Annotated in this window: 21 protein-coding genes; 9 read left to right on the top strand and 12 right to left on the bottom strand. The window is 57.0% G+C overall.

Translation table 11 applies throughout. From position 1 onward, the window contains the following. Positions 1 to 58: 58 nt before the first annotated feature. From rpoH to ftsY, 4 genes are all read right to left on the bottom strand, one after another. A complete protein-coding gene (gene rpoH / locus OK412_RS19040; protein ID WP_010253314.1) occupies positions 59 to 916 on the bottom strand; it encodes an RNA polymerase sigma factor RpoH in 858 nt (285 codons plus the stop codon). Positions 917 to 1,156: 240 nt separating this feature from the next. Next, the gene (gene ftsX, locus OK412_RS19035) at positions 1,157 to 2,140 is read right to left on the bottom strand and encodes a permease-like cell division protein FtsX (protein WP_010253316.1); all 984 of its coding nucleotides are present in this window, start codon (positions 2,138 to 2,140) and stop codon (positions 1,157 to 1,159) included. Then, positions 2,130 to 2,798, bottom strand: coding sequence for a cell division ATP-binding protein FtsE (gene ftsE / locus OK412_RS19030; protein ID WP_010253318.1), 669 nt, complete (start codon positions 2,796 to 2,798; stop codon positions 2,130 to 2,132). The genes ftsX and ftsE overlap by 11 nt, the downstream gene beginning before the upstream one ends. A gap of 5 nt (positions 2,799 to 2,803) precedes the next feature. Continuing rightward, positions 2,804 to 4,495, bottom strand: a complete 1,692-nt coding sequence (gene ftsY / locus OK412_RS19025; RefSeq protein ID WP_264353447.1) for a signal recognition particle-docking protein FtsY — start codon at positions 4,493 to 4,495, stop codon at positions 2,804 to 2,806. Between the two features lie 232 nt (positions 4,496 to 4,727). Here ftsY and rsmD point away from each other — a divergent pair, with 232 nt between their 5' ends. Together rsmD and OK412_RS19015 are read left to right on the top strand one after the other, a co-directional pair. After that, positions 4,728 to 5,327, top strand: coding sequence for a 16S rRNA (guanine(966)-N(2))-methyltransferase (gene rsmD, locus OK412_RS19020; RefSeq protein ID WP_264353446.1), 600 nt, complete (start codon positions 4,728 to 4,730; stop codon positions 5,325 to 5,327). Beyond that, positions 5,317 to 5,589, top strand: coding sequence for a DUF1145 family protein (locus tag OK412_RS19015; protein ID WP_003852192.1), 273 nt, complete (start codon positions 5,317 to 5,319; stop codon positions 5,587 to 5,589). Before rsmD ends, OK412_RS19015 begins: the two co-directional genes overlap by 11 nt. Positions 5,590 to 5,615: 26 nt before the next feature. On the opposite strand, the gene OK412_RS19010 is transcribed toward OK412_RS19015, so the two are convergent. Then, positions 5,616 to 5,972: a DUF2500 domain-containing protein gene (locus OK412_RS19010; protein WP_033759060.1), complete on the bottom strand. Its 357-nt coding sequence runs from the start codon at positions 5,970 to 5,972 to the stop codon at positions 5,616 to 5,618. A gap of 144 nt (positions 5,973 to 6,116) precedes the next feature. On the opposite strand from OK412_RS19010, the gene OK412_RS19005 reads away from it, so the two are divergent. Together OK412_RS19005 and OK412_RS19000 are read left to right on the top strand one after the other, a co-directional pair. After that, on the top strand, positions 6,117 to 6,746 hold the full coding sequence (locus OK412_RS19005; RefSeq protein ID WP_264353445.1) for a lysoplasmalogenase: 630 nt from the start codon (positions 6,117 to 6,119) through the stop codon (positions 6,744 to 6,746). A 92-nt stretch (positions 6,747 to 6,838) separates the two neighbouring features. Continuing rightward, positions 6,839 to 9,130 (top strand): zinc/cadmium/mercury/lead-transporting ATPase, encoded by a 2,292-nt coding sequence (locus OK412_RS19000; protein ID WP_264353444.1) that lies wholly within the window; start codon positions 6,839 to 6,841, stop codon positions 9,128 to 9,130. A 54-nt stretch (positions 9,131 to 9,184) separates the two neighbouring features. Here the strand turns inward: OK412_RS19000 and tusA are convergent, their stop codons facing one another. Then, positions 9,185 to 9,436: a sulfurtransferase TusA gene (gene tusA, locus OK412_RS18995; RefSeq protein WP_010253330.1), complete on the bottom strand. Its 252-nt coding sequence runs from the start codon at positions 9,434 to 9,436 to the stop codon at positions 9,185 to 9,187. Between the two features lie 204 nt (positions 9,437 to 9,640). Between tusA and OK412_RS18990 the strand changes: the two genes are divergently transcribed. Further along, positions 9,641 to 10,306, top strand: a complete 666-nt coding sequence (locus tag OK412_RS18990) for a 7-cyano-7-deazaguanine/7-aminomethyl-7-deazaguanine transporter (protein ID WP_010253331.1) — start codon at positions 9,641 to 9,643, stop codon at positions 10,304 to 10,306. 116 nt (positions 10,307 to 10,422) lie between these two features. Beyond that, the gene (locus tag OK412_RS18985; protein WP_010253333.1) at positions 10,423 to 10,977 is read left to right on the top strand and encodes a DcrB family lipoprotein; all 555 of its coding nucleotides are present in this window, start codon (positions 10,423 to 10,425) and stop codon (positions 10,975 to 10,977) included. A gap of 55 nt (positions 10,978 to 11,032) precedes the next feature. Here the strand turns inward: OK412_RS18985 and iolE are convergent, their stop codons facing one another. From iolE to iolD, 3 genes are all read right to left on the bottom strand, one after another. Then, positions 11,033 to 11,929, bottom strand: coding sequence for a myo-inosose-2 dehydratase (gene iolE, locus OK412_RS18980; protein ID WP_010253335.1), 897 nt, complete (start codon positions 11,927 to 11,929; stop codon positions 11,033 to 11,035). 47 nt (positions 11,930 to 11,976) lie between these two features. Next, the gene (locus OK412_RS18975) at positions 11,977 to 12,987 is read right to left on the bottom strand and encodes a Gfo/Idh/MocA family protein (protein ID WP_033780961.1); all 1,011 of its coding nucleotides are present in this window, start codon (positions 12,985 to 12,987) and stop codon (positions 11,977 to 11,979) included. 62 nt (positions 12,988 to 13,049) lie between these two features. Then, positions 13,050 to 14,990: a 3D-(3,5/4)-trihydroxycyclohexane-1,2-dione acylhydrolase (decyclizing) gene (iolD, locus tag OK412_RS18970; protein WP_264353443.1), complete on the bottom strand. Its 1,941-nt coding sequence runs from the start codon at positions 14,988 to 14,990 to the stop codon at positions 13,050 to 13,052. Positions 14,991 to 15,535: 545 nt separating this feature from the next. Between iolD and OK412_RS18965 the strand changes: the two genes are divergently transcribed. Together OK412_RS18965 and OK412_RS18960 are read left to right on the top strand one after the other, a co-directional pair. After that, complete coding sequence (locus tag OK412_RS18965) at positions 15,536 to 17,449, top strand: bifunctional 5-dehydro-2-deoxygluconokinase/5-dehydro-2-deoxyphosphogluconate aldolase (RefSeq protein WP_258993316.1); 1,914 nt, start codon at positions 15,536 to 15,538, stop codon at positions 17,447 to 17,449. A 499-nt stretch (positions 17,450 to 17,948) separates the two neighbouring features. Continuing rightward, positions 17,949 to 18,791 (top strand): MurR/RpiR family transcriptional regulator, encoded by an 843-nt coding sequence (locus OK412_RS18960; RefSeq protein ID WP_010253340.1) that lies wholly within the window; start codon positions 17,949 to 17,951, stop codon positions 18,789 to 18,791. 98 nt (positions 18,792 to 18,889) lie between these two features. Here the strand turns inward: OK412_RS18960 and iolB are convergent, their stop codons facing one another. Together iolB and OK412_RS18950 are read right to left on the bottom strand one after the other, a co-directional pair. Then, positions 18,890 to 19,708, bottom strand: coding sequence for a 5-deoxy-glucuronate isomerase (iolB, locus tag OK412_RS18955; protein WP_010671521.1), 819 nt, complete (start codon positions 19,706 to 19,708; stop codon positions 18,890 to 18,892). A gap of 119 nt (positions 19,709 to 19,827) precedes the next feature. Beyond that, complete coding sequence (locus OK412_RS18950; RefSeq protein ID WP_010253344.1) at positions 19,828 to 21,333, bottom strand: CoA-acylating methylmalonate-semialdehyde dehydrogenase; 1,506 nt, start codon at positions 21,331 to 21,333, stop codon at positions 19,828 to 19,830. 421 nt (positions 21,334 to 21,754) lie between these two features. Here OK412_RS18950 and OK412_RS18945 point away from each other — a divergent pair, with 421 nt between their 5' ends. Next, positions 21,755 to 22,570 carry a TIM barrel protein gene (locus OK412_RS18945; RefSeq protein WP_010671519.1) on the top strand — a complete coding sequence of 272 codons (816 nt, stop codon included), beginning with the start codon at positions 21,755 to 21,757 and terminating at the stop codon, positions 22,568 to 22,570. A gap of 84 nt (positions 22,571 to 22,654) precedes the next feature. On the opposite strand, the gene OK412_RS18940 is transcribed toward OK412_RS18945, so the two are convergent. After that, the gene (locus OK412_RS18940; protein WP_264353442.1) at positions 22,655 to 23,878 is read right to left on the bottom strand and encodes an MFS transporter; all 1,224 of its coding nucleotides are present in this window, start codon (positions 23,876 to 23,878) and stop codon (positions 22,655 to 22,657) included. Positions 23,879 to 24,086: the final 208 nt, after the last annotated feature.

The raw sequence follows: 24,086 nt of genomic DNA, 5'->3' as shown, positions 1-24,086 counted from the left end.
CAGGCGCAGAAAAACAAAAAGGGCGACATAAAGTCGCCCCTTAAGATGTCGAAGTGCGTTACGCTTCGATCGCCATACGCAGTTTCTTCATGGCGTTCTTCTCCAGCTGCCGGACACGTTCGGCTGACACGCCGTACTGATCGGCCAGCTCCTGCAGCGTGGTTTTATTGTCTTCGTCCAGCCAGCGGGCGCGAATGATGTGCTGACTACGCTCATCCAGACCTTCCATCGCATAGCTCAGCTTGTCAGCCGCGTGCGCATCCCAGTTATCCTCTTCAATGCCGTCAGCAAAGTCAGAGGTTTTATCCTGAAGATAAAGCACGGGTGCCATAGATCGGCCTTCGCTGCTCTCGTCGTCGGCAGACATATCAAAGGTCATATCCTGCGCGGCCATACGCGATTCCATTTCACGCACATCTTTGCTGCTTACGCCCAGCTCACGCGCAACCATCTCGACTTCGTCCTGATTGAACCAGCCCAGACGCTGCTTGGTTTTACGCAGGTTAAAGAACAGCTTACGCTGTGCTTTGGTGGTCGCGACTTTCACGATACGCCAGTTACGCAGCACGTATTCGTGAATCTCCGCTTTAATCCAGTGCACGGCAAACGAAACCAGACGCACGCCCACTTCAGGGTTGAAGCGACGTACCGCTTTCATCAGGCCGATATTGCCTTCCTGGACCAGGTCAGCCTGTGGCAGACCGTAGCCGGAGTAATTACGAGCGATATGAACTACAAAGCGTAGGTGAGACAGGATCAGCGTCTTTGCCGCATCCAGATCGCCCTGGTAATGCAGCCGTTCAGCCAACGCTTTTTCCTCTTCTGCCGAGAGCATCGGCCAGGTATTCGCAGCCCGGACGTAAGACTCCAGGTTGCCAAGAGGAGCAATAGCTAAAGTTTGCATTTCTTTGGTCATTCAAACCCTCACAAATTCAGTGGAATTGCCGCACATTTCCCTGCGCAGACGATACATTACGTCAACGTCGCGCGAAATCCGAAAGCAATCTGTGCTACTTAGAGTGGTAAAGTTATCCACAAGTTCAATTATAGCGGTGAATATTTTACACACAGATGACAGGAAGGGAAGAGGGGAAATATCCTCTGCACCCACCATCGGTAGCAGAGGACCATTATAACAAAAAAATGTTGCAGGCGTTTACTGCGGCGTAAATCGACGTAAATGTTGTACCGTTGCCAGCCACGCAGCCACCCAGCCGATGATCGCCGCAATCAGTAACAGCAGCAGCGCCTCATCCCACGAGAAGCCTTCCAGCGAGAAGGTGGTACCAAATACCGTCGCTACACTGGCAACAACGGACTGCAGACGCAGCACCAGCACTTCCGACAGCAGCAGCGACAGCACTGCCCCGCTGAAGCCCAGCAGCGCCCCGCCATAGAGGAACGGACGCAGGATAAAGCCGTCAGTGGCACCAATCAGCTTCTGCACGTTAATGGTGTCGCGTCGGGCAAAGATGCTGAGCCGGACGCTGTTACCGATCACCAGGAACACTGCCACGATCATCAGCACGCCAATCATTGAAGCGATCTGCCCCACCAGCCCGGTCAGCGCCGCCAGCCGCGCAAACCAGCTATCATCCATCCGCACTTCATCCACGCCCTGCACTTTGGTCACCCGATCGCGCAGGCTTTGCATGGTGTCTGAGTTCTGGAAATTGAGCTTAGGTGTGATGATGGCCACCGCAGGCAGCGGATTCTGCTCCAGCATATCCATTGCGCCGCCAAAGCCTGACCAGTTGCGGAACTCGTTCAGCGCCTCTTCCCGCGTCAGGTAGTTGACGTTATCCACGCCTTCGACCTGCTTGAGCTGCGCCACCACGTTTTCTGCCGCCGTGTCATCCAGCGTTTTGGAGAGATAAACGGTTAACTGCGGCGCCGGATACCACTGCGTTGCCGCCTGGCTGACGTTTTTCCACACCATGTAGCAGACGCTGGGCAGCGTCAGTGAAATGGCGATGACCATCACCGTCAGCAGGGTTGCCAGCGGCTGACGCCACATATCAGAAAGCGTACCGCGCAGCGCATAGCGCCACTGCTCCTGCCAGCCGCCTTTCAGCGCTTTGCTCTTCGACTGCTGCTTCGCTTTCGGCGCAGCCGGACGTTTAATGCGTTTATTGACCATCGTGGCCTCCGTGCAGACGTCCCTGATTCAGCGTCATCATCCGGTAGTTGCGTCGGGCGATAAGACCGCTGTCATGCGTCGCCATCAGGACGGTGACGCCGACGCGGTTAAACTCTTCGAACAGGCGCAGAATATCTTCTGACAGCGCGTCGTCAAGGTTACCGGTCGGTTCATCGGCCAGCAGCACGGCTGGCTTGTTCACCACCGCACGGGCGATGCCCACACGCTGCTGTTCACCGCCAGAAAGCTGAATCGGATAACTTTTCGCTTTGTCGAGCAGACCCACTTTATCCAGTGCCGCCGAAACGCGACGACGAATGTCTTCGCCGCTGGCACCGGAGATAATCAGCGGGATCGCCACATTTTCATAAACCGAACGATCCATCAGCAGGTGGTGATCCTGGAAAATCATGCCGATCTGACGACGCAGAAAAGGCACCTCGCTGTTACGCAGGCGGGAAATGTCATGGCCACTGAACCAGATTTTTCCGGCACTCGGGCGCTCAATGCCACAAATCAGCTTCAGCAAGGTACTTTTACCGGCACCGGAGTGGCCGGTCAGAAACGCCATTTCGCCGGGACGCAGACGGAAATCTACCCCCTGCAGCGCCTGACGTCCGCCGAGATATGCCTTACTGACCTCTTCAAAGCGAATCATCCTAATTAGTCCTCTCGGGCAAACAGTGCCTCAATAAAATCTTCCGCCTTAAACGGCCGTAAATCTTCAATGCCTTCACCGACACCAATGTAGCGAATCGGAATACCGAACTGATCGGCCACCGAGAAGATCACGCCGCCTTTGGCGGTGCCATCCAGCTTGGTGAGCGCAATCCCGGTCACGCCAACGGCTTCATTAAACAGTCGGGCCTGGCTGACCGCATTCTGTCCGGTGCTGGCATCCAGCGTCAGCATCACTTCGTGTGGCGCTGAATCATCCAGTTTCTTCATCACGCGGGTGATTTTTTTCAGCTCTTCCATCAGATGCGATTTGTTCTGCAGACGACCCGCGGTATCGGCAATCAGCACGTCAACGCCACGCGATTTAGCCGCCTGAATAGCATCGAAGATCACCGAAGCGGAATCTGCACCGGTGTGCTGAGCAATCACCGGAATGTTATTGCGTTGGCCCCACACCTGCAGCTGCTCAACAGCCGCGGCGCGGAAGGTATCACCAGCCGCTAACATCACGGATTTGCCTTCAGCCTGATACTGGCGCGCCAGTTTACCGATGGTGGTGGTTTTACCTACACCATTGACGCCAACCATCAGGATCACAAACGGCGTTTTGCCTGAGACGTCCAGTGGCGCGTCCACTTTCGCCAGAATCGAGGCCATCTCCGCTTTCAGCAGGCCGAAGAGCGCTTCCGCGTCACGCAGTTGCTTGCGGTTTGCCTGCTGGGTCAGATGCGTGATGATGCGGCGAGTGGTATCAACACCCACATCCGCAATCAGCAGTTGCTCTTCCAGCTCGTCAAACAGCTCATCATCAATCTTTTTGCCACGGAACAGGCTGATAAAACCGGAACCGAGGTTCTGACGGGTTTTCACCAGGCTGCGCTTCAGGCGGGCAAAGAAGCCCTCTTTGCTGGGACGCTCCTGCTCCTGCACGATGAGTGGCGCGGCGGCCAGCGGGAGATCGCTGACGGTATCGGATAATGTCTCTGCCGGTTCCGCGTCGGTGACTTCGGCTTCGCCCAGTGCCAGTGCGGTCAGCTCTTCCTCGGTGAGCGGTGCTTCCGTTTCGCTGTCCGGGGTTTCAACGATCGCAGCTTCGTCCGGCGTCAGCGCTTCATCGCTTAACGGCGCTTCGGCTTCGCTGTGCGGGGTTTCAACGATCCCGGCGTCATCCAGCGCCAGCGCGGTCAGCTCTTCTTCGCTTAACGGCGCGTCCGCTTCGCTGTCCGGGGTTTCAACGATCGCTGCATCGCCCAGTGCCAGCGCGGTCAGCTCTTCTTCGCTTAACGGCGCATCCGCGGGTTCCGCATCAACGGCTGGCTTTACCACGTCGTCGGCGTCAATAACCGGCGTCGCGTCATGTTCAGGTGCGGCGATTTCCAGTAGCGCTTCAGGATCGGCCTCAATCGGCGCAGCTTCATCCAGCACCATGGGTGCTGACTCGTGCGGCGCTGCCGCGGTGACTTCCGCCTCACGCTGCTGCCCGGCCACCGTTTCGGTGATAACGACAGTCTCTTCCGCTTGCGCTTCAGCCTGGCTTAATGCCGGGGCGTCCTGTTCTGCCTGCTGCTGTGCGGGTTCTGCGACCTCTTGTGTCTGCTCCTCCGCTACAGGTTGTTTCTCTTCCTCTTTGCCAAATCCCAGCCAGGAAAAAAAGCCACGTTTTTTCTCTTTTGCCATTGTGTGACGACACTCCTCGATGGCTTTGTCCCGGTCGCGCGTGGTTTCCAGGGGTAAATCAATGAAAGTTGGTCAGCGCCAGACCGGCGTAAACCGCAGAATAATGCATGACTTCAGCAACTCAGTAGTCTAACACTTTCCAGCCAGCTCACCACAGCACCCTTTTTTAACGTTTCTTCTCACCGATTCGCCCGTTAAACTACGCAACAAATTATGACGAGTTGTGAGCAAGATGAATAAAAACCCCCGCAGTACAGGCGGTGCCGGGCAGATTCGCATCATTGGCGGCCAGTGGCGCGGACGCAAACTGCCGGTGCCGGACAGCGCCGGACTGCGCCCGACCACCGATCGGGTACGTGAGACGCTGTTTAACTGGCTGGCCCCGGTGCTGCCAGAGGCGCGCTGCCTCGACTGCTTTGCCGGTAGCGGCGCATTAGGACTGGAAGCCCTGTCGCGTTACGCGGGCTCGGCGACGCTGCTGGAGCTGGAACGGCCGGTGGCGCAGCAGCTGACAAAAAATCTGCAGACGTTGCGCGCCAGTAATGGCACCGTGATTCAGACCAATGCGTTAAACTGGCTGGCACAGCCAGGTGAACCCTTTGATGTGGTGTTTATCGATCCGCCGTTTCGTCAGGGATTGCTGGAACAGACGTTACAGCTGCTGGAGCAGAATCACTGGCTGTCCGATCAGGCGCTGATTTACGTCGAAAGTGAAGTGGAAAATGGCGCACCGCCGGTGCCGCCAGAGTGGGATCTTTATCGCGAGAAAATAGCCGGACAAGTGGCTTATCGTTTGTATCAACGTCAACAGGAGACGCAGGATGTTACTTAATTTGGGGCGTCTGTTGATGCTATGCGTGTGGGGATTTTTACTGGCTAACCTGGTTCATCCCTACCCGAAACCGCTGACTTATTTTATTAACGTCGCGCTGATTTTCATGATCCTGATGCATGGCCTGCAGCTGGTGTTACTGCGCACCACGCAGACCAAAGATGCGCCGCCGATTGACCGCGTCACCCAGGCCAAAGTGTTTCTGTTCGGGGTGTTCGAACTGGTCGCCTGGCAGAAGAAAAACTTCCCACGCAAGAAATAATCCCGGGCGGGCGCACTGCCCGCCGGTTACTGCCGGGGTGTGAAGCTGATAAAGCGCGTGCCCTGCATCTTCAGCTCGCCTCTGGCGCCCTTGTCCAGCTGATGATATTCCGCCTCTTTAAGCTGCACTTTGATGTCGCTGGCACCGTTCAGCGGGTGAAACAGCACCTCGTAGCGCATCTCTTCCCCGGCGATCACTTCCCGCTGCCGTGAACGGCGATTGGGTGCAGGAAATTCACGTTTGGTTTTGACCTCAACCTGCAGAGAACGCTCGGGTGAAGCGTCATTCACCGCCACTTCCCGGCGTTGCTTAATGAACTGACGGGTCGCCAGCACGGCGATAATCGCCAGAACGATGATAAAGATTAGCGGCGGTTTGCTCATAGCGATCTGGTGCCTGCAGGATGATTAATCAGGCGGTAAAGCATACAACCAGAGTTGCCTGATTGTCACATCTCAGAGGCTTAACCTAAACTGAAAGGGATATTTTGGGATCTTTCACCATTTTGAACAAAAAAGGGAGAAACAATGCTCTGGTCTTTCCTCGCTGTACTTTTCTCCGGCTGGCTCTATGTCGACGCCACCTATCGCGGCCCGCAATGGCAACGCTGGTTATTTAAGCCGGTCACGCTGCTGCTGCTTGTCGGGCTGGCCTGGCAGGCACCGGTGCTGCAGACTACGGACTACCTGATTCTGGCCGGTCTGGTCGCGACGCTGGTCGGTGATGCGTTAACGCTGCTGCCGCGTCAGCAGATGCTCTATGCCATCGGGGCTTTCTTCCTGTCGCACCTGCTTTATACCCTCTGCTTCGCCGCCAGCATGACCATGACCTTCTTCTGGCCAATTCCGCTGACGCTGCTCATCATCGGTGCCGCCCTGATTGGCATCATCTGGAGTCGACTGGAAGATCTGCGCTGGCCTATCTGCACCTTTATCGGCATGACGCTGGTGATGACCTGGATAGCGACCGAGCAGTACTTCTTCCGCCCGACCGATTACAGCTTCTCGATCATGGTTGGTGCCGGTCTGCTGCTGCTGGCAAACGCCGTCTGGTTTATCTCACACTATCGTCGCCGCTTTACCGCCGACAGCGCGATAGTCGCCGCCTGCTACTTCGCCGGTCACTTTATGATCGTGCGCTCGTTATGGGTCGTCTGAAAAATAGCCTTGACTCTGGAGTTCACTCCAGAGTGTAGGATAAGGGATGGGCTGCGTTGCTCATCCCACTATCCTTACACTCTGGAGGTCATATGCATCAACATCACGCCTGTGGCTGCGGCAAACCCCGTGCCAGTCACGCCGCAGCAAAACCGCTGTGCCAGGTTCGCCAGGCCCGCCCCCTCTCCCTTTCTATTCATGCTGCGACGCCTGTACCTGCCGAGACGGCAGGCTGTTGCTGTGACAGTCACTGCAGCCCTGGCAACGACGCCGACACCGCTGAGGAAAGCGACCGGCGAGGCGCCGACAGTTATCCCTTTAGCTGGCAGGTCAGCGGGATGGATTGCCCGTCGTGTGCCCGCACCATTGAAACCGCTGTCCGTCAGGTAAGTGGCGTGACCGACGCCCGTGTCTTGTTCAGCAGCGAGAAACTGGTGGTCAACGCTGAACTCGATGTACAAAACGCCGTTGAACAGGCGGTGAAAAAAGCCGGGTTCCAGCTCGCAACCCCATCAGCCACGTCGGCCACACCCCCCGCTACGCCGGGCTGGCAGCATAACCGGATGCTGATTTTGCTGGCGCTGCTGGTGCTTGCCAGTAGCATTCTCAGCCAGTTCGCGCCCGCCTGGGGCGATTGGCTGTTTGTGCTGACCACGCTGGTCGGCCTGGTCCCGGTGGCGCGCGGTGCCTGGCAGCGTCTGCGCAGCGGATCGCCTTTTACTATTGAGACATTAATGACGCTGGCGTCAGCTGGCGCACTGATTATTGGCGCACACGCTGAAGCCGCGATGGTGCTGGTGTTGTTTCAGCTGGGCGAACAGCTGGAAAGCTATGCCGCTTCCAGGGCGCGCAGCGGCGTTACCAGCCTGATGGCGTTGCGGCCTGAATCGGCGATCCGTCTTGAACAGGGCAAACGTACTGAGGTACCGCTCGCAGCGCTGCAACCCGGCGATGTGATTGAAGTCGCGGCGGGCAGCCGCTTGCCGGTCGATGGCAGCTTAATCAGCCCGCTTGCCAGTTTCGATGAGAGCGCGCTAACCGGTGAATCACTGCCGGTAACGCGGGCCAGCGGCGAAAAAATCCTCGCCGGTGCTACCAGCGTTGATCGCCTGGTGATGCTGGAAGTGGTGTCGAAGCCGGGTGAAAGCGCGATCGACCGTATCCTGCAGCTGATTGAAGAAGCGGAAACGCATCGTGCGCCGGTCGAACGCTTTATCGACCAGTTCAGCCGTATTTACACGCCGCTGGTCATGCTGCTGTCGCTGCTGGTGATGGTGGTGCCGCCACTGCTCGGCGCAGGCGACTGGCAGACGTGGATCTACAAAGGGCTGACACTGCTGTTGATTGGCTGCCCCTGTGCACTGGTGATCTCCACGCCTGCCGCCATTACCTCCGGGCTGGCTGCAGCGGCGCGACAGGGCGCACTGATCAAAGGCGGTGCGGCGCTGGAGCGGCTGAGTTCGGTGCGCAGAATGGCGTTTGATAAAACCGGTACTCTGACGCTGGGCAAGCCACAGCTGACGCAGATCCTGCGCTTTGGCACGGCCAGCGAGTCAGAGATGCTGGCGCTGAGCGCCGCTGCGGAACAGGGTGCCACCCATCCGCTGGCCAGCGCTATCGTGGCGGCCGCGCAGGCGCGTGATCTGGTGATTCCTGACGCGCAGGATCAGCAGGTGCAGGCGGGACGCGGCATCAGCGCGAAAGTCGCTGGCCAGCAGATTCAGCTGCTGACGCCCGGCCATGCACCCGGTCTGACGCCGCAGCAAAATGCGCAGATAGCGCAACAGGAAGCTGAAGGTGAAACCCTGGTGGTGCTGATGCGCGATGGCGAAGCGCTGGGTGCGCTGGCTCTGCGCGATCAGTTGCGCGACGACGCCGTCGAGGCGTTAAAGGCGCTGAAAAAGCTGGGTATTGAGAGCCTGATGCTGACCGGCGACAATCCGCGCGCTGCGGCGACCATTGCCCGCCAGCTCGATATTGATTATCGCGCCAGTCTGCTGCCCGCCGATAAAGTCGCGGCGATCCGCGAACTGAGTCAGCAACAGCCGCTGGCGATGGTCGGGGATGGCATTAACGACGCGCCAGCAATGAAAGCGGCAACGCTGGGCATTGCGATGGGCAGCGGCACCGATGTGGCGCTGGAAGCGGCCGATGCTGCCCTGACGCGTAATCAGCTCAGCAATCTGGCTCCGATGATTGCGCTGGCACGCCGGACTCGGCGCATCATCCGTCAGAATATCGGTATTGCGCTGGGGCTGAAGGCGATTTTCCTGGTCACAACCCTGCTGGGTCTGACCGGACTCTGGCTGGCGGTGCTGGCAGATTCGGGTGCGACCGCGCTGGTCACCGCCAACGCGCTGCGGTTACTGCGTCGCCGCGCCTGAGCAGGCGGCTTCTGATCTGAAGAGTGAGGTTAACGGCGGCCTGTACGGCTGTCGTCAACCCGCCATGCCTTTGCGGATCAGAAACTGATAGGGCAGCGTGTCGGTTTGCTGCGCCAGCAAGCCATGTTCCATAAAGCGGCAGAAGCCGGGAATATCGCGCGTGGTGGCCGGATCATCGGCGATGATCAGCAACGTCTCGCCATCCTGCAGGCTGCGTACGGTTTTGCGCACCATCATCACCGGCTCCGGGCAACGCAGGCCACGGGCATCCAGCTGATGATCGGCAGAGGAAAAAGCATCGCTCATAATCAACTCGGTTCAGGTAAAGGGCGCTCATTCTAGCGCGTGCTGGCGGTGAAGCAAGGCGATAACGATTGCGCTAAAATTAACCATTGCATAAAAAGCACAACGCGGTAAGATGCCGCCGCTTTTTGCTCATAAAACTGCCAGGCGCTGCCCGAACGGCGTCCCGCAATGGGTTCCCTCACCCCAACATTAAAAAGGTTGAATATGCTCGCATTTTCTTCGCGTCAGCGCATGCATGCGCTTTTCTGGTTATCGCTGTTTCACCTGCTGGTGATCACTTCGAGTAACTATCTGGTTCAGTTGCCTATTTCAGTGTTTGGCTTCCACACCACCTGGGGTGCATTCAGCTTCCCGTTTATCTTCCTGGCGACCGATCTCACCGTGCGTATTTTTGGCGCACCGCTGGCCCGACGCATTATTCTGGCCGTGATGATCCCGGCACTGTTTATCTCTTACAGTGTCTCGGCGCTGTTCTATCAGGGTGAATGGCAGGGCTGGCAGGCACTGGAAGTGATGAATCTGTTTGTTGCCCGTATCGCCTGCGCCAGCTTTATGGCTTACGCGCTGGGTCAGATCCTCGACGTTCACGTGTTCAACCGTCTGCGTCGCCTGCCACAGTGGTGGATTGCGCCGGGCTGCGCCATGTTCCTCGGGAATATCAGCGATACGCTGGCCTTCTTCTTTATCGCCTTCTATAAAAGCCCCGATGCGTTTATGGCGCAGCACTGGGTTGAGATTGCCCTGGTGGATTACAGCTTCAAAGTGCTGATCTGCATGGTCTTCTTCCTGCCCGCCTACGGCGTGCTGCTCAACGCGGCGCTGAAGCGTCTGGCTGAACGCCAGACCGCCCGCCAGGTCAATTTCGGCTAAGTGCCCATACGGTTTCCACTACTATCCGCTAAGATCTTCTGACAATCATCAGGTTGCGTTTGCAACCTGATTCCTGTTGTATTAATGCCTGACTGGAAACTTAAAAAGGGATTCTGATGCGCAACCTGGTGAAATATGTAGGAATGGGTTTACTGGTACTCGGCTTAGCAGCCTGTGACCAGAAGAAAGATGAAGCGGCGAATGACAACGGCGTCAGCGCCAGTCAGTCGGCGCAAACCGTCACGCTGATGGATGGCAAACTGAGCTTCTCGCTGCCACCAGGCATGTCCGATAAAAGCGGTAAACTGGGTTCGCAGACCACTAACATGCACGTTTATGCGGATGAAACCGGTGCCCGCGCCATTATTGTGATTGCCGGTGACCCGACCAATGATGGTCTGGATGTGCTGTCGCAGCGTATGGAACAGCAGCAGCGTAACCGCGATCCGCAGTTGCAGGTGGTGTCGAACAAATCTGTGACGCTGAAAGATCAGCCCGCGCAGCAGCTGGATACGGTGATTTCTGCCAACAACCAGACCTCATGGTCTTCAGTGGTTCTGGCGAAAGTGGATGGCAAACTGGTGACGCTGCAGATTACGCTGCCAGGTGATAATCAGCAGCAGGCGCAGAGCGATGCTGACAACATCGTGAAAAGCATTACGCTGAAGTAAAACAAAAGGCTGGCTTCCCTGCACGGGGAAGCCAGCCTTCGGTCAGAAGGGCTTTTTATAAACCTGCATTCTCGCGAATATATTTCCGCGCTTTCACCGCATATTCAAACGGATTGGCCAGTGCCGGATCCTGCTCCGCCTCAACCACCATCCAGCCTTTATAGCCGTAATCATCCAGGATTTTGAACACCGGTCTGAAGTCGATCACGCCATCGCCCGGTACGGTAAAGGTGCCCTTTTTCACTCCTTCCAGGAACGAGAGATGGTTCTCACGCACCTCGGCGACCACCTCATCACGCACATCCTTAAGATGAACGTGGAAGATGCGCGGCAGATATTTCTCCAGTACCGCCAGCATCTTCTGCTGGGAGCCTTCGGAGTAGTAGACGTGGCCGGTGTCATAGAGCAAACCGACCTGCTCGTCGGTCATCTCCATAAACCGGTCAATCTCTTCAGTGGTCTGAATGCCGGTGCCCATGTGGTGATGCAGCGTCACGCGCATCCCCTTCTCCGCCGCGATGCGGGCCAGTTCGTTGTAGCCTTCCGCGGTTAACTGCCACTCTTCATCGCTGAAAATGGCCTTCTCTTCAAACACCGCAAGCCCGGTGCCCTGAATACTTTTGCTCTGCTCGGAACAGCCAATCACCCGCGCGCCCATCGCATGCAGGAAGTTCATATGCTCGATGAACTGTTCGATAGTTTTCTGTTTGTCGCCGTTGGCGAAAAAGGTGCTGAACCAGGCGTTGCAGATCTCGATGCCGCGAATGTCGAGCATCGGTTTCAGAATCGCCGGATCGCGGGGATATTTGCTGCCTACTTCGCTGCCGGTAAAGCCAGCCAGCGCCATCTCACTGACGGTTTGCTGGAAGGTATTCTCACTGCCGAGATCCGGCATGTCATCGTTGGTCCAGCCGATCGGGGCGATCGCCAGTTTTACATTCTCTTTGTTCATTATCTTATTCCCAGGCGGAGAGCGGCCATGCCGCATAGACAGCTAAATCAGTTATAGAAAGCAGGACGCGGCGGCATCTCTACCGGCTCAATCGCACCACTGTTCTGCGCTTTAATGCAGGCATCGGCGGCGACTGAGGCGGCAAAGCCATCCCAGGCAGAAGGACCGGTCAACTGGCCCGCTTTGATGTCGTTGATAAACGCCTGAAGCTCAACGTCATACGCCTCGATAAAGCGATCTTTCCAGTCCACCAGAATGGTGTTCGACAGGCGGGCCTCTTTGCGCAGCTGCACCGAAGAGGGCTCTGGCAGGCGGGCAATCCCCTCTTCACCCACCACTTCACACTGGATGTCATAGCCGTAAGCGCAGTTAACGAAGATCTCGACGTCAATGCGAACCCCTTTCTGGGTTTCAAACAGCACGATCTGCGGATCTTTCAGCTGACTGTGTGACTTCGAGGTAACGCGCGGGAAGACTACCTGCACCGTTTTATAGTCATCGTTTGTCAGCCAGCGCAGCACATCCAGCTCGTGGATCAGGGTGTTGGTGATCGCCATCGGCGTGGTGTAGTTCTCCGGCACGGTCGGGTTGCGGTGCGCGCAGTGCAGCATCAGCGGCTCACCGATATCGCCATCAGTGATCACTTTTTTCAGTGCACGGTAGCCCGCATCGTAAGGACGCATAAAGCCGACCTGCACCAGGCGTTTACCCGCCTGAATCTCTGCATCCACGACCCGGCGGCAGCCCTCAGCGCTCATCGCCAGCGGCTTCTCACAGAACACCGGTTTACCGGCGGCAATCGCCGCTAAGGTGAACTCTTCATGGGTCGGATCCCATGAGGTGACCAGCACCGCATCAACATTCGGAGACTGAATCACGTCGTGTCCATTTTCGAATACCTCCGCCTCAATATTCAGGCGTTGCAGTGCGGCACGCGCGCCTTCGACATTAATGTCAGAGACGGCAACCACCTGTGCACCCTGCAGCACATGGCTGCAGCGACGAATATGTTCCTGACCAATTGCACCTGTACCGATGACGCCAAGTTTCAAAGTCATAATTACACCTGTGTAGGGTTCGTACGGAGAAGAGCAAAACGGGCCGTGGCACGGCCCTGAAATTAATATTTTCGCGCCTGATCCAGATGGCTGTTGAGCTTGTCCGCCACCGCCTGAGAACGTTCGGTCTTCGAGGCCTGCGCCACGCCGACGTGCCACCAGCTGAAATATTTGTGGATCATGGTTTTTGGCAGCACTTTGATGTCGATAAGGGTGGAAACCGTCTGCGTGCGGGCATCTGCCAGCGCCGCCTTGAGCTGCTCCAGCGTGGTCACACGATAGGTTTTGCAGCCATAACCGGCGGCGATAGCGGCGAAATCGACCGGGATAAAACCGCCGTCCAGCTTGCCGCCTTCCGCATTACGGAACCGGAACTCAGTGGTAAAGCTGTCCATGCCGTGTTCCATCTGCAGGTTATTGATGCAGCCGTTGGTCATGTTATCCAGCAGCACTACGTTGATCTTCGCCCCTTCCTGAATCGAGGTGACCAGCTCTGAATGCAGCATCATAAAGGAGCCATCACCGACCAGCGCATAGACCTCGCGCTGCGGCTGCGCCAGCTTCACACCCAGCGCGGCATTCACTTCATAACCCATGCAGGAGTAGCCATATTCAACGTGATAGGCGTTGTAATCTTTGGTGCGCCAGACGCGCTGCAGGTCGCCCGGCAGACTGCCCGCCGCTGCCACTACCACTGCGTCTTTTGGCAGTTGCTCATTTAAGGTGCCGAGCACGCTGCTTTGCGTCAGCAGCGACTGGGTCAGGCGGTTAAACTCAGCGAACACCGCTTTACGGTCGAGATGATCCGCAATCTCCGGCACAAAGTCGCCATCGTGATATTCCACCTGGTAGACACGCTGCGTCTCTTTCAGCAGTTGGCTCTGTGCCTGCTCAATCTGGTTGCCCCAGTCGTTGCTGTAGTGCTGCGAGGCCAGACCGGCGGTGAGCGCGGTCAGCCCTTCGCGGGCATCGGCCAGCAGCTGCACGCCATCGAGCTTGTAGCTGTCAAAGTTACTGACGTTGATGTTCAGGAAGCTGACATCGGGATGCTGGAAAATCCATTTCGACGCGGTGGTGAAGTCGGTGTAGCGGGTGCCGATGCCGATCACTAAATCGGCCTCTTTCGCCAGCAGGTTAGCCGCCAGACAGCCGGTTTCGCCCACGCCGCCGACATTCAGCGGATGGTCAGAGACCAGCGTGCCTTTGCCCGCCTGCGTCTCCGCAAAGGGAATCTGATAGCGCTCGGCAAACTGGCGCAGCGCCTCGCCCGCTTCGGAGTATTTCACTCCGCCGCCGCAGATAATCATCGGCTTGCGCTTACGGTTAATCAGCGTCAGGGCATCTGCCAGCTGCGCCGCCACCGGCAGGCGGCGATCCAGACGGTGCACCCGTTTCTGGAAGAAGTAGTCCGGGTAATCCCAGGCTTCGCCCTGCACATCCTGCGGCAGCGACAGCGTGACCGCGCCGGTTTCTGCCGGATCGGTCAGTACACGCATGGCGTTGATACAGGCGGACATCAGCTGTTCCGGGCGGCTGACGCGATCCCAGTATTTGCTGACGGCGCGGAAGGCATCGTTGGTGCTGATGCTGAGATCGTAGCTCTGCTCAATCTGTTGCAGCACCGGATCGGGCTGACGGGTGGCGAAGACGTCGCCTGGCAGCAGCAGCAGAGGAATGCGGTTGGCGGTCGCGGTCGCCGCGGCGGTGATCATATTGGCCGCACCAGGCCCCACAGACGAACTGCAGGCGATAATCTGGCGGCGCAGCGACTGGCGCGCAAAGCCGGTGGCAGCATGAGCCATACCCTGCTCATTACGGCCCTGGTAGACCACCAGATCGCCGCTATCCTGTTCCAGCGCCTGGCCCAGCCCCAGCACGTTGCCATGTCCGAAAATGGCGAAGATGCCTTTTACGAACTTCGTCTCAACGCCATCGACATCAATGAATTGATTATCAAGAAATTTAACCAGCGCCTGTGCCGTGGTCAGTCTGATAGTGCCCATATTCTTCCTTACATGCTGGTGGACCCCGACTTCCGCGACAGCACGCCAGGCGTTGTCATCGGCGGAAAAGGCGACCTGAATAACTGAAACGTGAGGCGATTATAAACAAATATATTTTTCATAAAACACGATTACAGAAGAAACATTTCATTTTGCGAGTGAGATCAAATTTAATGACGGCAACAGGTCTGGCGGGCGATTGCAGTGGGGAAATCTGGAACGTTTAACAGAGAGTGGTGCCTGATGAAAAAATTCATTTCAATGCAGCAGCTTGCCTGACTGGCGTGCGGATTCCTGCGATCCCCTTCACAACCCTGACATACCGCACATCACGCTGGCAGAGTTCGCGCAGGCGGGCGGCAATCAGGAGTTTTACCTGGTTCACAAAATTGCGATGGATATTTCATTTCGTATTGAATATGGAATTTTTATTCCTCATACTCCCTTCATAGCCAGTCAGACACCTACAGACCCGGAAGCAGAGCGTAACTGGTGTCGGTCTTTACGCCCGCCAGCGCTGCTAATCACAGAAGGAAACCACAGGTATGAGTACACAACAGAAACCGCTTGATGTGATTTGTATCGGGCGCATCGCCGTTGATTTTTATGGCCAGCAAATCGGGGCGCGACTGGAAGATGTCACCTCGTTTGCTAAATATCTGGGCGGCTCGTCGGGCAATGTCGCCTATGGCACCGCGATTCAGGGGCTGAAATCGGCGATGCTGGCGCGGGTGGGAGATGAGCATAATGGTCGTTTTCTGCGTGAAGAGTTGCAGCGCGTAGGCTGTAACACCGATGCGCTAATCACCGATCCGCAGCGTCTGACAGGACTGGTGATCCTCGGCATCAAAGATGAAGAGACTTTTCCGCTGATTTTCTACCGCGATAACTGCGCCGATATGGGTCTGGTTCCGGACGATATCGACGAAGCCTTTATTACCTCTGCGCGCGCCGTGGCGGTTACCGGCACCCACTTATCCCATCCTCAGACCCGCGAAGCGGTGCTGAAAGCGCTGGATATCGCCCGCCGCAACGGCCTGCGTACGGCGCTGGATATCGATTATCGTCCGGTGTTGTGGGGACTGACCTCTCTGGGCGACGGTGAAACGCGTTTCATTGAGTCGTCACAGGTCACGCAGCAGTTACAGGAAGTGGTGCACTATTTCGATTTGATCGTCGGCACCGAAGAGGAGTTTCATATTGCCGGTGGCAGCACCGATACACTGACCGCGCTGAAAAACGTGCGTCAGGCGAGTCAGGCGACGCTGGTCTGCAAACGTGGACCGCTGGGTTGCGTGGTGTTTGAAGGCGAGATCCCGGATAGCTGGGAACAGACTGAGCTGCACACGGGCGTACGCGTCGAGGTTCTCAACGTGCTGGGCGCGGGCGATGCCTTTATGTCTGGCCTGCTGCGCGGCTGGCTGAATGATGAGGGCTGGACTCAGGCGTGCCGTTACGCCAACGCCTGCGGAGCGCTGGTGGTATCACGCCACGGTTGCGCACCCGCCATGCCAACCAAAGCGGAGCTGGATGATTTCCTGAGTCGCGACAAAGAGGTGAAGCGTCCCGATCTCGACAGCCGTCTGAACCATCTGCACCGCGTGACTACCCGCAAGCAGCAGTGGCCGGAGCTGAATGTCTTCGCCTTTGACCACCGCAAACAGCTGGCGGATATGGCGCAGGAAGCGGGCGTGGACGAGAGCCGCATTCCGGAACTGAAACTGCTGCTGCTGGAAGCCGCTCAGCAGGCTGCCAGAGAGGCAGGATTAGAGAATAAAAGCGGGATTCTGGCGGATACGACCTACGGTCAGAAGGCGCTGAACGCCATCACCGGTAAGAACTGGTGGATTGGCCGCCCGATTGAGCTGCCGAGCTCGCGTCCGCTGCGCCTGGAACATGGCAACATCGGCTCACAGCTGATCGACTGGCCTGCCGAACACGTGGTGAAATGTCTGGTCTTCTATCATCCGCATGACAGTGCTGAACTGCGTAAAGAGCAGGATGAGCTGGTGCTCGACGTCTGGAACGGCTGTAACAAAAGCGGTCATGAGCTGCTGCTGGAAGTGATTCTGCCTGACAACAACCCGGATAAGAACGAAGCGTATTACTTTGATATGTTGAGCCATTTCTACAGTCTGGGCATCCAGCCTGACTGGTGGAAACTGCCACCGCTGTCGGCGGAAAGCTGGCAGGCGATCAGCAGTCTGATTGAGCAGCAGGATCCCCACTGTCGCGGCATTCTGTTACTCGGTCTGGATGCGCCCGAAGAGAAGCTTAAAGCGGGCTTCACCGCGGCGGCCAAAGCGCCCTGGGTGAAAGGTTTTGCGGTAGGCCGCACTATCTTTGGTCAGCCTTCCCGCCAGTGGTTACAGGGGGAGCTGGACGATCAGGCGCTGATTGAGACGGTTAAAGGCAACTATCTGCGACTGATTGAGTACTGGCGCGCTGCCCGCGCCTGATTTGCTGCTGCTCTGCCAGAGGCTATCTCAACCAGGGATAGCCTCAGACTGCTGACTCATTCAAAGCAGGGTGAACGTTGCCGCAACGAATAAGCTCAATGCGCAGGTAACACGGTCAGAGGAGGAAAGCGTCCCGCGCCAGGGACGGCGCGGGCCGAGCGGCCAGGGATGGCTTTAGCGACTTTCCGATCTGACCGTGTTACCTGAGCCTGCACAGTCTTACAGCTGGAAGGGCACACTTTTCAACAATCTCACGCCATCACACCTGGGATGGCGTTTTTACTCGCATCCCTCTTCCCCTCACTTACTTTCCACGCCGGTTTTCATCCTGTTATGACCTGTGCAGAGGCGCGTCTCGAGTGCTGAGGCTAATCTGTGAACCATTTCATAAAGCCATGAAATAAACCGCGTCGTTGACGCAAAGAAATGAAATTTTCCATCCATCTGATACTATAGCGCTCATTATGCAGCCATTATTCTAATTATACGGGCAGAAGTGATGAACAATAATCCCACCCAACTTTCTCTCTTGCAGGACGATATTCGTCGCCGCTACGAAACGCTGAGCAAGCGTCTTAAACAGGTTGCGCGCTACATCCTTGATAACAGTAACAGTATTGCTTTCGATACCGTCGCCTCGATTGCTCAACAGGCCGATGTGCCACCGTCGACGCTGATCCGCTTTGCGAATGCTTTTGGCTTCAGCGGCTTCAACGAAATGAAACAGGTTTTTCGTCAGCACCTGATGGAAGAGACGGTCAACTATACCGAGCGCGCTCGCCTGTTTCGCCAGACCTCAACGGACGACAGCGCCAGTGCGCCTGAAAGTCCGGCGGAAATCCTCAACGTCTTTACCATGGTTAACAGCCAGGCGCTGCAGCAGCTGGCGATGCAGGTTAATCCTGAGCAGCTGAACAAAGCGGTGAAACTGCTGAATGAGGCTGAGAATATCTATGTTATCGGCCTGCGCCGCTCTTTCAGCGTCGCCTCCTACCTGGTCTACGCGCTGCGTCATCTGGAGCGCCGCGCTTTCCTGATTGATGGCCTGGGCGGGATGTTTACCGAGCAGCTCAGCCTGGTAAACCCGAAAGATGTGGTGATTGCGATCAGCTACTCGCCTTATGCACGTGAAGCGGTCGAGGTGGTTGAAATGGGTGCCAAGCGCGGTGCGCATCAGATTGCCATTACCGACAGTCAGGTCAGTCCGCTGGCCGCCTTCAGCGATGTCTGCTTTGTGGTACGTGAAGCGCAGGTCGATGGCTTCCGTTCGCAGGTCGCTTCACTCTGCCTGGCACAGACGCTGGCGGTTTCGCTGGCACTGAACAACGCAAAGACCAGCTGAGTTCCACACACAAAAAAGGGCAGCGCGACAGGCTGCCCTTTTTACTGATATGAACGCGGGTTATAAACCGTGATTGCTGTTTATTTTTCAGCGAAGACTTACGCTTTCCGCGGATAGCTGTCGCTGTTCACCCAGGCGTGATCTTTCTCCCAGGTAAATTTCCACAGCCGCACCGGCCCCGCCATCACGTTCAGATAGTAGTTATTGTATCCCGCCAGCGTCGCTACCGGATGATAGCCGCGCGGTACCATCACCACGTCGCGATTATAGGGTGCCATACAGACATCCAGGGAACGGTCGTCGGTGTAGACGCGCTGCATGGCAAAGCCAGGTTCCGGATCGAAACGGTGATAGTAGGTCTCTTCCAGGTAGGTTTCGTTTTCACTCTCCTCCTGGTCGTGCTTGTGGCTGGGATAAGAGCTGGTATCGCCCTCGTTGGTATAGACTTCCACCACCAGCAGGCTATCAGCCGGCTCATTGTCAGGCAGGATATTGTGAACCAGGCGCTGGTTGCGCCCTTTTCCGCGATGCTCAACACCAACATCGGCTGGTGCAATCAGGCGCGCAGGCAGATTCCCCTGACCGGGCGCATTACAGACCGCCAGCTCAAGATCGCTGTCAGCGTAAACCTCTACTTCATCATCATGCGGCACATAAACGGAATAAGGCGGAACGCGCTCAAAAGGCGACATGCGCTGACCGATACCGGGAAAATCAGCATGGCGGGTTTTTACCGAGGCCAGCCCGGCCACCAGCACCAGACACAGCTCTTTATCACCACTACTGAGGCGCAGGGTTTCCCCTTTCTTCAGCAAATAGGCATCAAATCCCACATAACGCCAGCCGGCACGCTCAGGCGTCACATGCTGAATACGACCCTGCGCGTCAGGGGCTTGTGCTTTCGACAGTAAAGACATCCTGATACTCCTCTCTGTCACGATTGACGCTGCGGTGGGCTCGCGGGCGCGGTGCCAGCGAACAAAGCGACCGGCAGATTATCCTGCCGGTCGCGCACCGGGATCAGCGTTGAAATGAATCAGCCTAAGGTTGGCATACTGAATTCAGACACGGTCTGCTGACCGGATGGCCAGCGTACGGTGGCCGTTTTCATGCGGGTATAGAAACGCACGCCATCCGGCCCATGAACATTGAGCGCGCCAAACACTGAACGCTTCCAGCCGCCGAAGCTGTGGAATGCCATCGGCACCGGAACCGGCACGTTGACACCGACCATACCCGCTTCAACGTTCTGCACAAACTCACGTGCGGTGTGACCGTTGCTGGTGAAAATCGCGCTGCCGTTGCCGAATTCATGGCTGTTAACCAGTTGCAGCGCACTGTCGTAGTCCGGCGCGCGCATGATGCTCAGCACCGGCCCGAAAATCTCTTCACGCCAGATCACCATCTCAGAGGTGACATGATCAAACAGCGTGCCGCCGACGTAGTAACCTTCGGCGTGACCTGCAACCTGCACGTTACGACCATCGACCACCAGCTTCGCGCCTTCCTGCTCGCCTTTGTCGATGTAGCCCAGCACTTTCTTCTGGTGCGCCGCTGAAACGACCGGTCCCATCTCATTTTCATCAGCGCCCTGATTAATGCCAGGGCCGATACGCAGCGCGTTCACCAGCGGAGTCAGACGGGCGATCAGCTTGTCGGCGGTATCATCGCCCACGGCGACCACAACTGGCAGCGCCATGCAGCGTTCACCAGCAGAGCCAAACGCACCACCCATAATGGCGTTGACGGTGGCATCCAGATCGGCATCCGGCATAACGATAGCGTGGTTTTTCGCCGCGCCAAACGCCTGTACCCGCTTGCCGTGGGCGCTGGCGGTTTTATAGATATGCTCAGCCACGCCAGAAGAACCGACGAAGCTCACCGCGGCAATACGCGGATCTTTATAGAGCTGCTCAGCATCTTCATTGGAACTGTGTACGACGTTAAATACGCCATCGGGCAGGCCCGCTTCGGTCAGCAGTTCAGCCATACGCACTGCCGCAGAAGGATCCAGCGCCGGTGGCTTCAGCACAAAGGTGTTACCGCAGGCCAGGGCTATCGGGAACATCCACAGCGGCACCATCGCCGGGAAGTTAAACGGCGTAATGCCCGCCACGACGCCGACCGGTTGCATCAGCGAGTAGCTGTCAACGCCGCTGCCGACGTTCGGGGAATATTCGCCTTTGAGCAGATGGGGGATCCCGCAGGCAAACTCAATCACTTCGATGCCACGCGTCAGTTCACCCAGCGCATCAGACCAGACTTTGCCGTGCTCAGAGACAATCAGCGCCGCCAGCTCATCACGGTGCTGCTCCATCAGGGCTTTAAAGTTGAACAGAACGCGGGCGCGACGCAGCGGCGAGGTTTTCGACCAGGCGGCAAAAGCGTCATGCGCGACACCAATCGCCTGGGCCACTTCATCAGCGGTACTTTGCGTCAGTTCACGTACCACTTTGCCGGTTGCCGGATCGTAAACAGGAATGGTTTCGTTGCTGGCGCTGAAAGTGGTTTTACCGCCAATAAAGTTACCTATGATTGTCATGATGTTGCCTCTTTAGATGGTTAAGTTCCCTGCAGACGGACTATGCGACCTGCCACACTGCCTGACCAGGCAAACCTGAAAGCGTGCTATGAAGCTATTACAGTGGAACAAATTTTTCAAATGGTTCTTTTTGGAAAATTTGATTTTAGCGGCACAGATCGCATTTTTCCCGCCACTTAGTCTCTCGCGGCATCACGATGACGGGAGGCCACTAATAGCGGCCAGCCTTAGCGTAGCAGGGTAATAGCCGGGGAGTGGTTTGGGCGTTTTACTGCGAAGTCGATCCAGCCTTTATGCATCGGGCTGAAACGGAATATGAAATTAATGCGAGGCTGATCTAATAATTTGTGTTTCATTATTCACTATTAATGAAATAAATGTTCTCTTTGGTCGCATCATCCTCCTGTCCCGGAGTCAGTGCATGGCCATCGATCCAACCCGTTTCTGTATCAACCGCAAAATTGCGCCCCGGCTCTCGCTGGAGGCATTTTTTCAGCTGGTTCAGCGTCTGGGGCTGAGCAAGGTTGAACTGCGAAATGACATGCCGGGCGGCAGCGTCACTGACGATCTCAGCACCGATCAGCTGCGCGCTCTGACCGACAGGTATCATATTGATATCATCACCATTAATGCGCTCTATCCGTTTAACCGCATTGATGACGCGCTACTGGCCCGGGCCGAAGCACTGTTACAGACAGCACAACAGATTGGTGCAAAGGCGCTGGTCATGTGTCCGCTGAATGAGGGGATAGCCGTGTCGCCTCAGCAAACCCAGGCGGCGATGCAGCAGCTGGCCCCGCGCTTTGCCCACTATGGCATTCAGGGTCTGGTGGAGCCGCTGGGTTTTCCGGTCAGCTCGCTGCGTTCGGCGGTACAAACGCAGCAATTGATCGCCGCGGCGGACGTGCCCTTTAAGTTATTGCTGGATACCTTTCACCATCATCTCTATGAGCAGGCTGAGCAGGAGTTTCCAGCGGGCATTCATGTTAACCAGATCGGTCTGGTGCACCTTTCGGGCGTGGAAGATCGCCGTCCGACCGCCGAACTGACCGATGAAGAACGCATCATGCTGAGTGATAACGATGTAATGAAGAGCGTGGTGCAGGTGAAGCGGCTGGAGATGCTTGGCTATAAGGGCGTTTATGCCTTTGAGCCTTTCTCCAGTCAGCTCAGCAACTGGACCCCTGCGGAGGTTGAACGCCAGATCCGCAACAGTATTGAACTGCTGCAAGCCTGAATCCTGTTCTGCGCTTTGCGCGCACCATTAATCGGTTTATCTGTGTCTGAAAAGACGTTCTGGCCCGCTGCTGGGCCATTTTTTTTATCCTGAAGAATCGTCTGCTGCCGGAAACACCGCCTGACGCCGCTGCATGCGCAGCGTGCAGAAAAAAGCGACGCAGACCAGCAGCGCCGTGAGCAGGTAGACGCGTGAGACACCCGCATAAGTCATGATGAATCCGGCAAGTGGCCCGGTTATCCCCAGCGACAGATCCATAAAGGCGGTGTAGGTCGCCAGCGCGCTGCCCTGATTCTGCTGCGGCACCACTTTTACCGCAACCACGCCCAGCGCCGGGAATACCAGCGAGAACCCGGCACCGGTCAGAAATGCGCCTGCTTTTGCCATCCAGGGATCACCCGCTGCGGCCACCAGAAACAGTCCGGCGGCTTCAACCGCCAGGCAGATGCTGGCGACCCGCAGACCGCCGTGGCGGTTAATCGCATTCGGGAACAGCAGGCGCGCGCCGACGAAAGCGCCGCTGAACAGGGAGAGCGCAAAGGCGGCCCCTTCCCAGCCTTTATCCTGATAGAACAGGGTAATAAAGGTGGCGATGACACCGAAACCCGCCGAACCCATCGCCAGAATCGCACCAAAACCGGCGATTTTCCCCAGCACCGCACGAAACGGCAGAGGTCTGGCCCGGCTGGCTTTTACGGCCGGACGCGGCACCGCGCAGACGATGCCCACCACGCAGATAGCAACAATGACCAGCGACAGCCAAAGCAGGCCACCCGCCCGGAATATCACCACGCCGAGCGGCGCGCCAATCGCCATCGCGCCATAAGTGACAATGCCGTTCCAGGAGATAACCCGGCCAATGTGCAGCGAACCCACCCGCGCCACACCCCACAACGAGGTGCCGGTGCCGGTAAAACTCTGGCCCACGCCCAGAATCAAGCGGCCCACGCAGAGCAGCGTCAGGCTTAACAGCGGTGATTCGATGAGCGCCGCCAGCAAAATACATAACCCGCTGATCAGACAGCCCACCAGGCCGGTCACCACCACTTTCTTTGGCCCCCAGAGATCGGCATAGCGTCCGGCGTGTGGGCGGCTCAGCAGCGTCGCCACATATTGCAGGCTGATTACCAGGCCCGCCCAGAATGCGCTGAAGCCCAGCTGGTCATGCACCCATCCTGGCAATACCGCCAGCGGCAGACCGATAGTGAGATAGCTGGCAAAGTTGTAGGCCACGATAGAGAGGATCAGCAGAGAGATGTGCAGGTTTCCGGATGGGGTGTTCGGTTCCGCGGCAGGCTGTTCAGGCATGAGTCCTCGCGCTCGTATTTGGCTGAATGATAAGGTTTATCCTTTAACTATACCCGCTTTCGCCACTGGCGCATCTTAATGACACGGCTATCGGGCGGCTGCCCCTGCCCGGACGTGCAGCAGAAAGCCGGATAAAAACCGGCACAATGGGGAGTTGCTGCTCTGCCGCGATAGCTGAGTGCTGTGGCGCTGATTACCTCACCCACCT

Source organism: Pantoea sp. JV6 (assembly GCF_025910055.1).
Lineage (GTDB): Bacteria > Pseudomonadota > Gammaproteobacteria > Enterobacterales > Enterobacteriaceae > Pantoea > Pantoea agglomerans.
The sequence above is the reverse complement of the archived record's forward strand: the minus strand, read 5'-3'. Positions and strand labels throughout refer to the sequence as shown.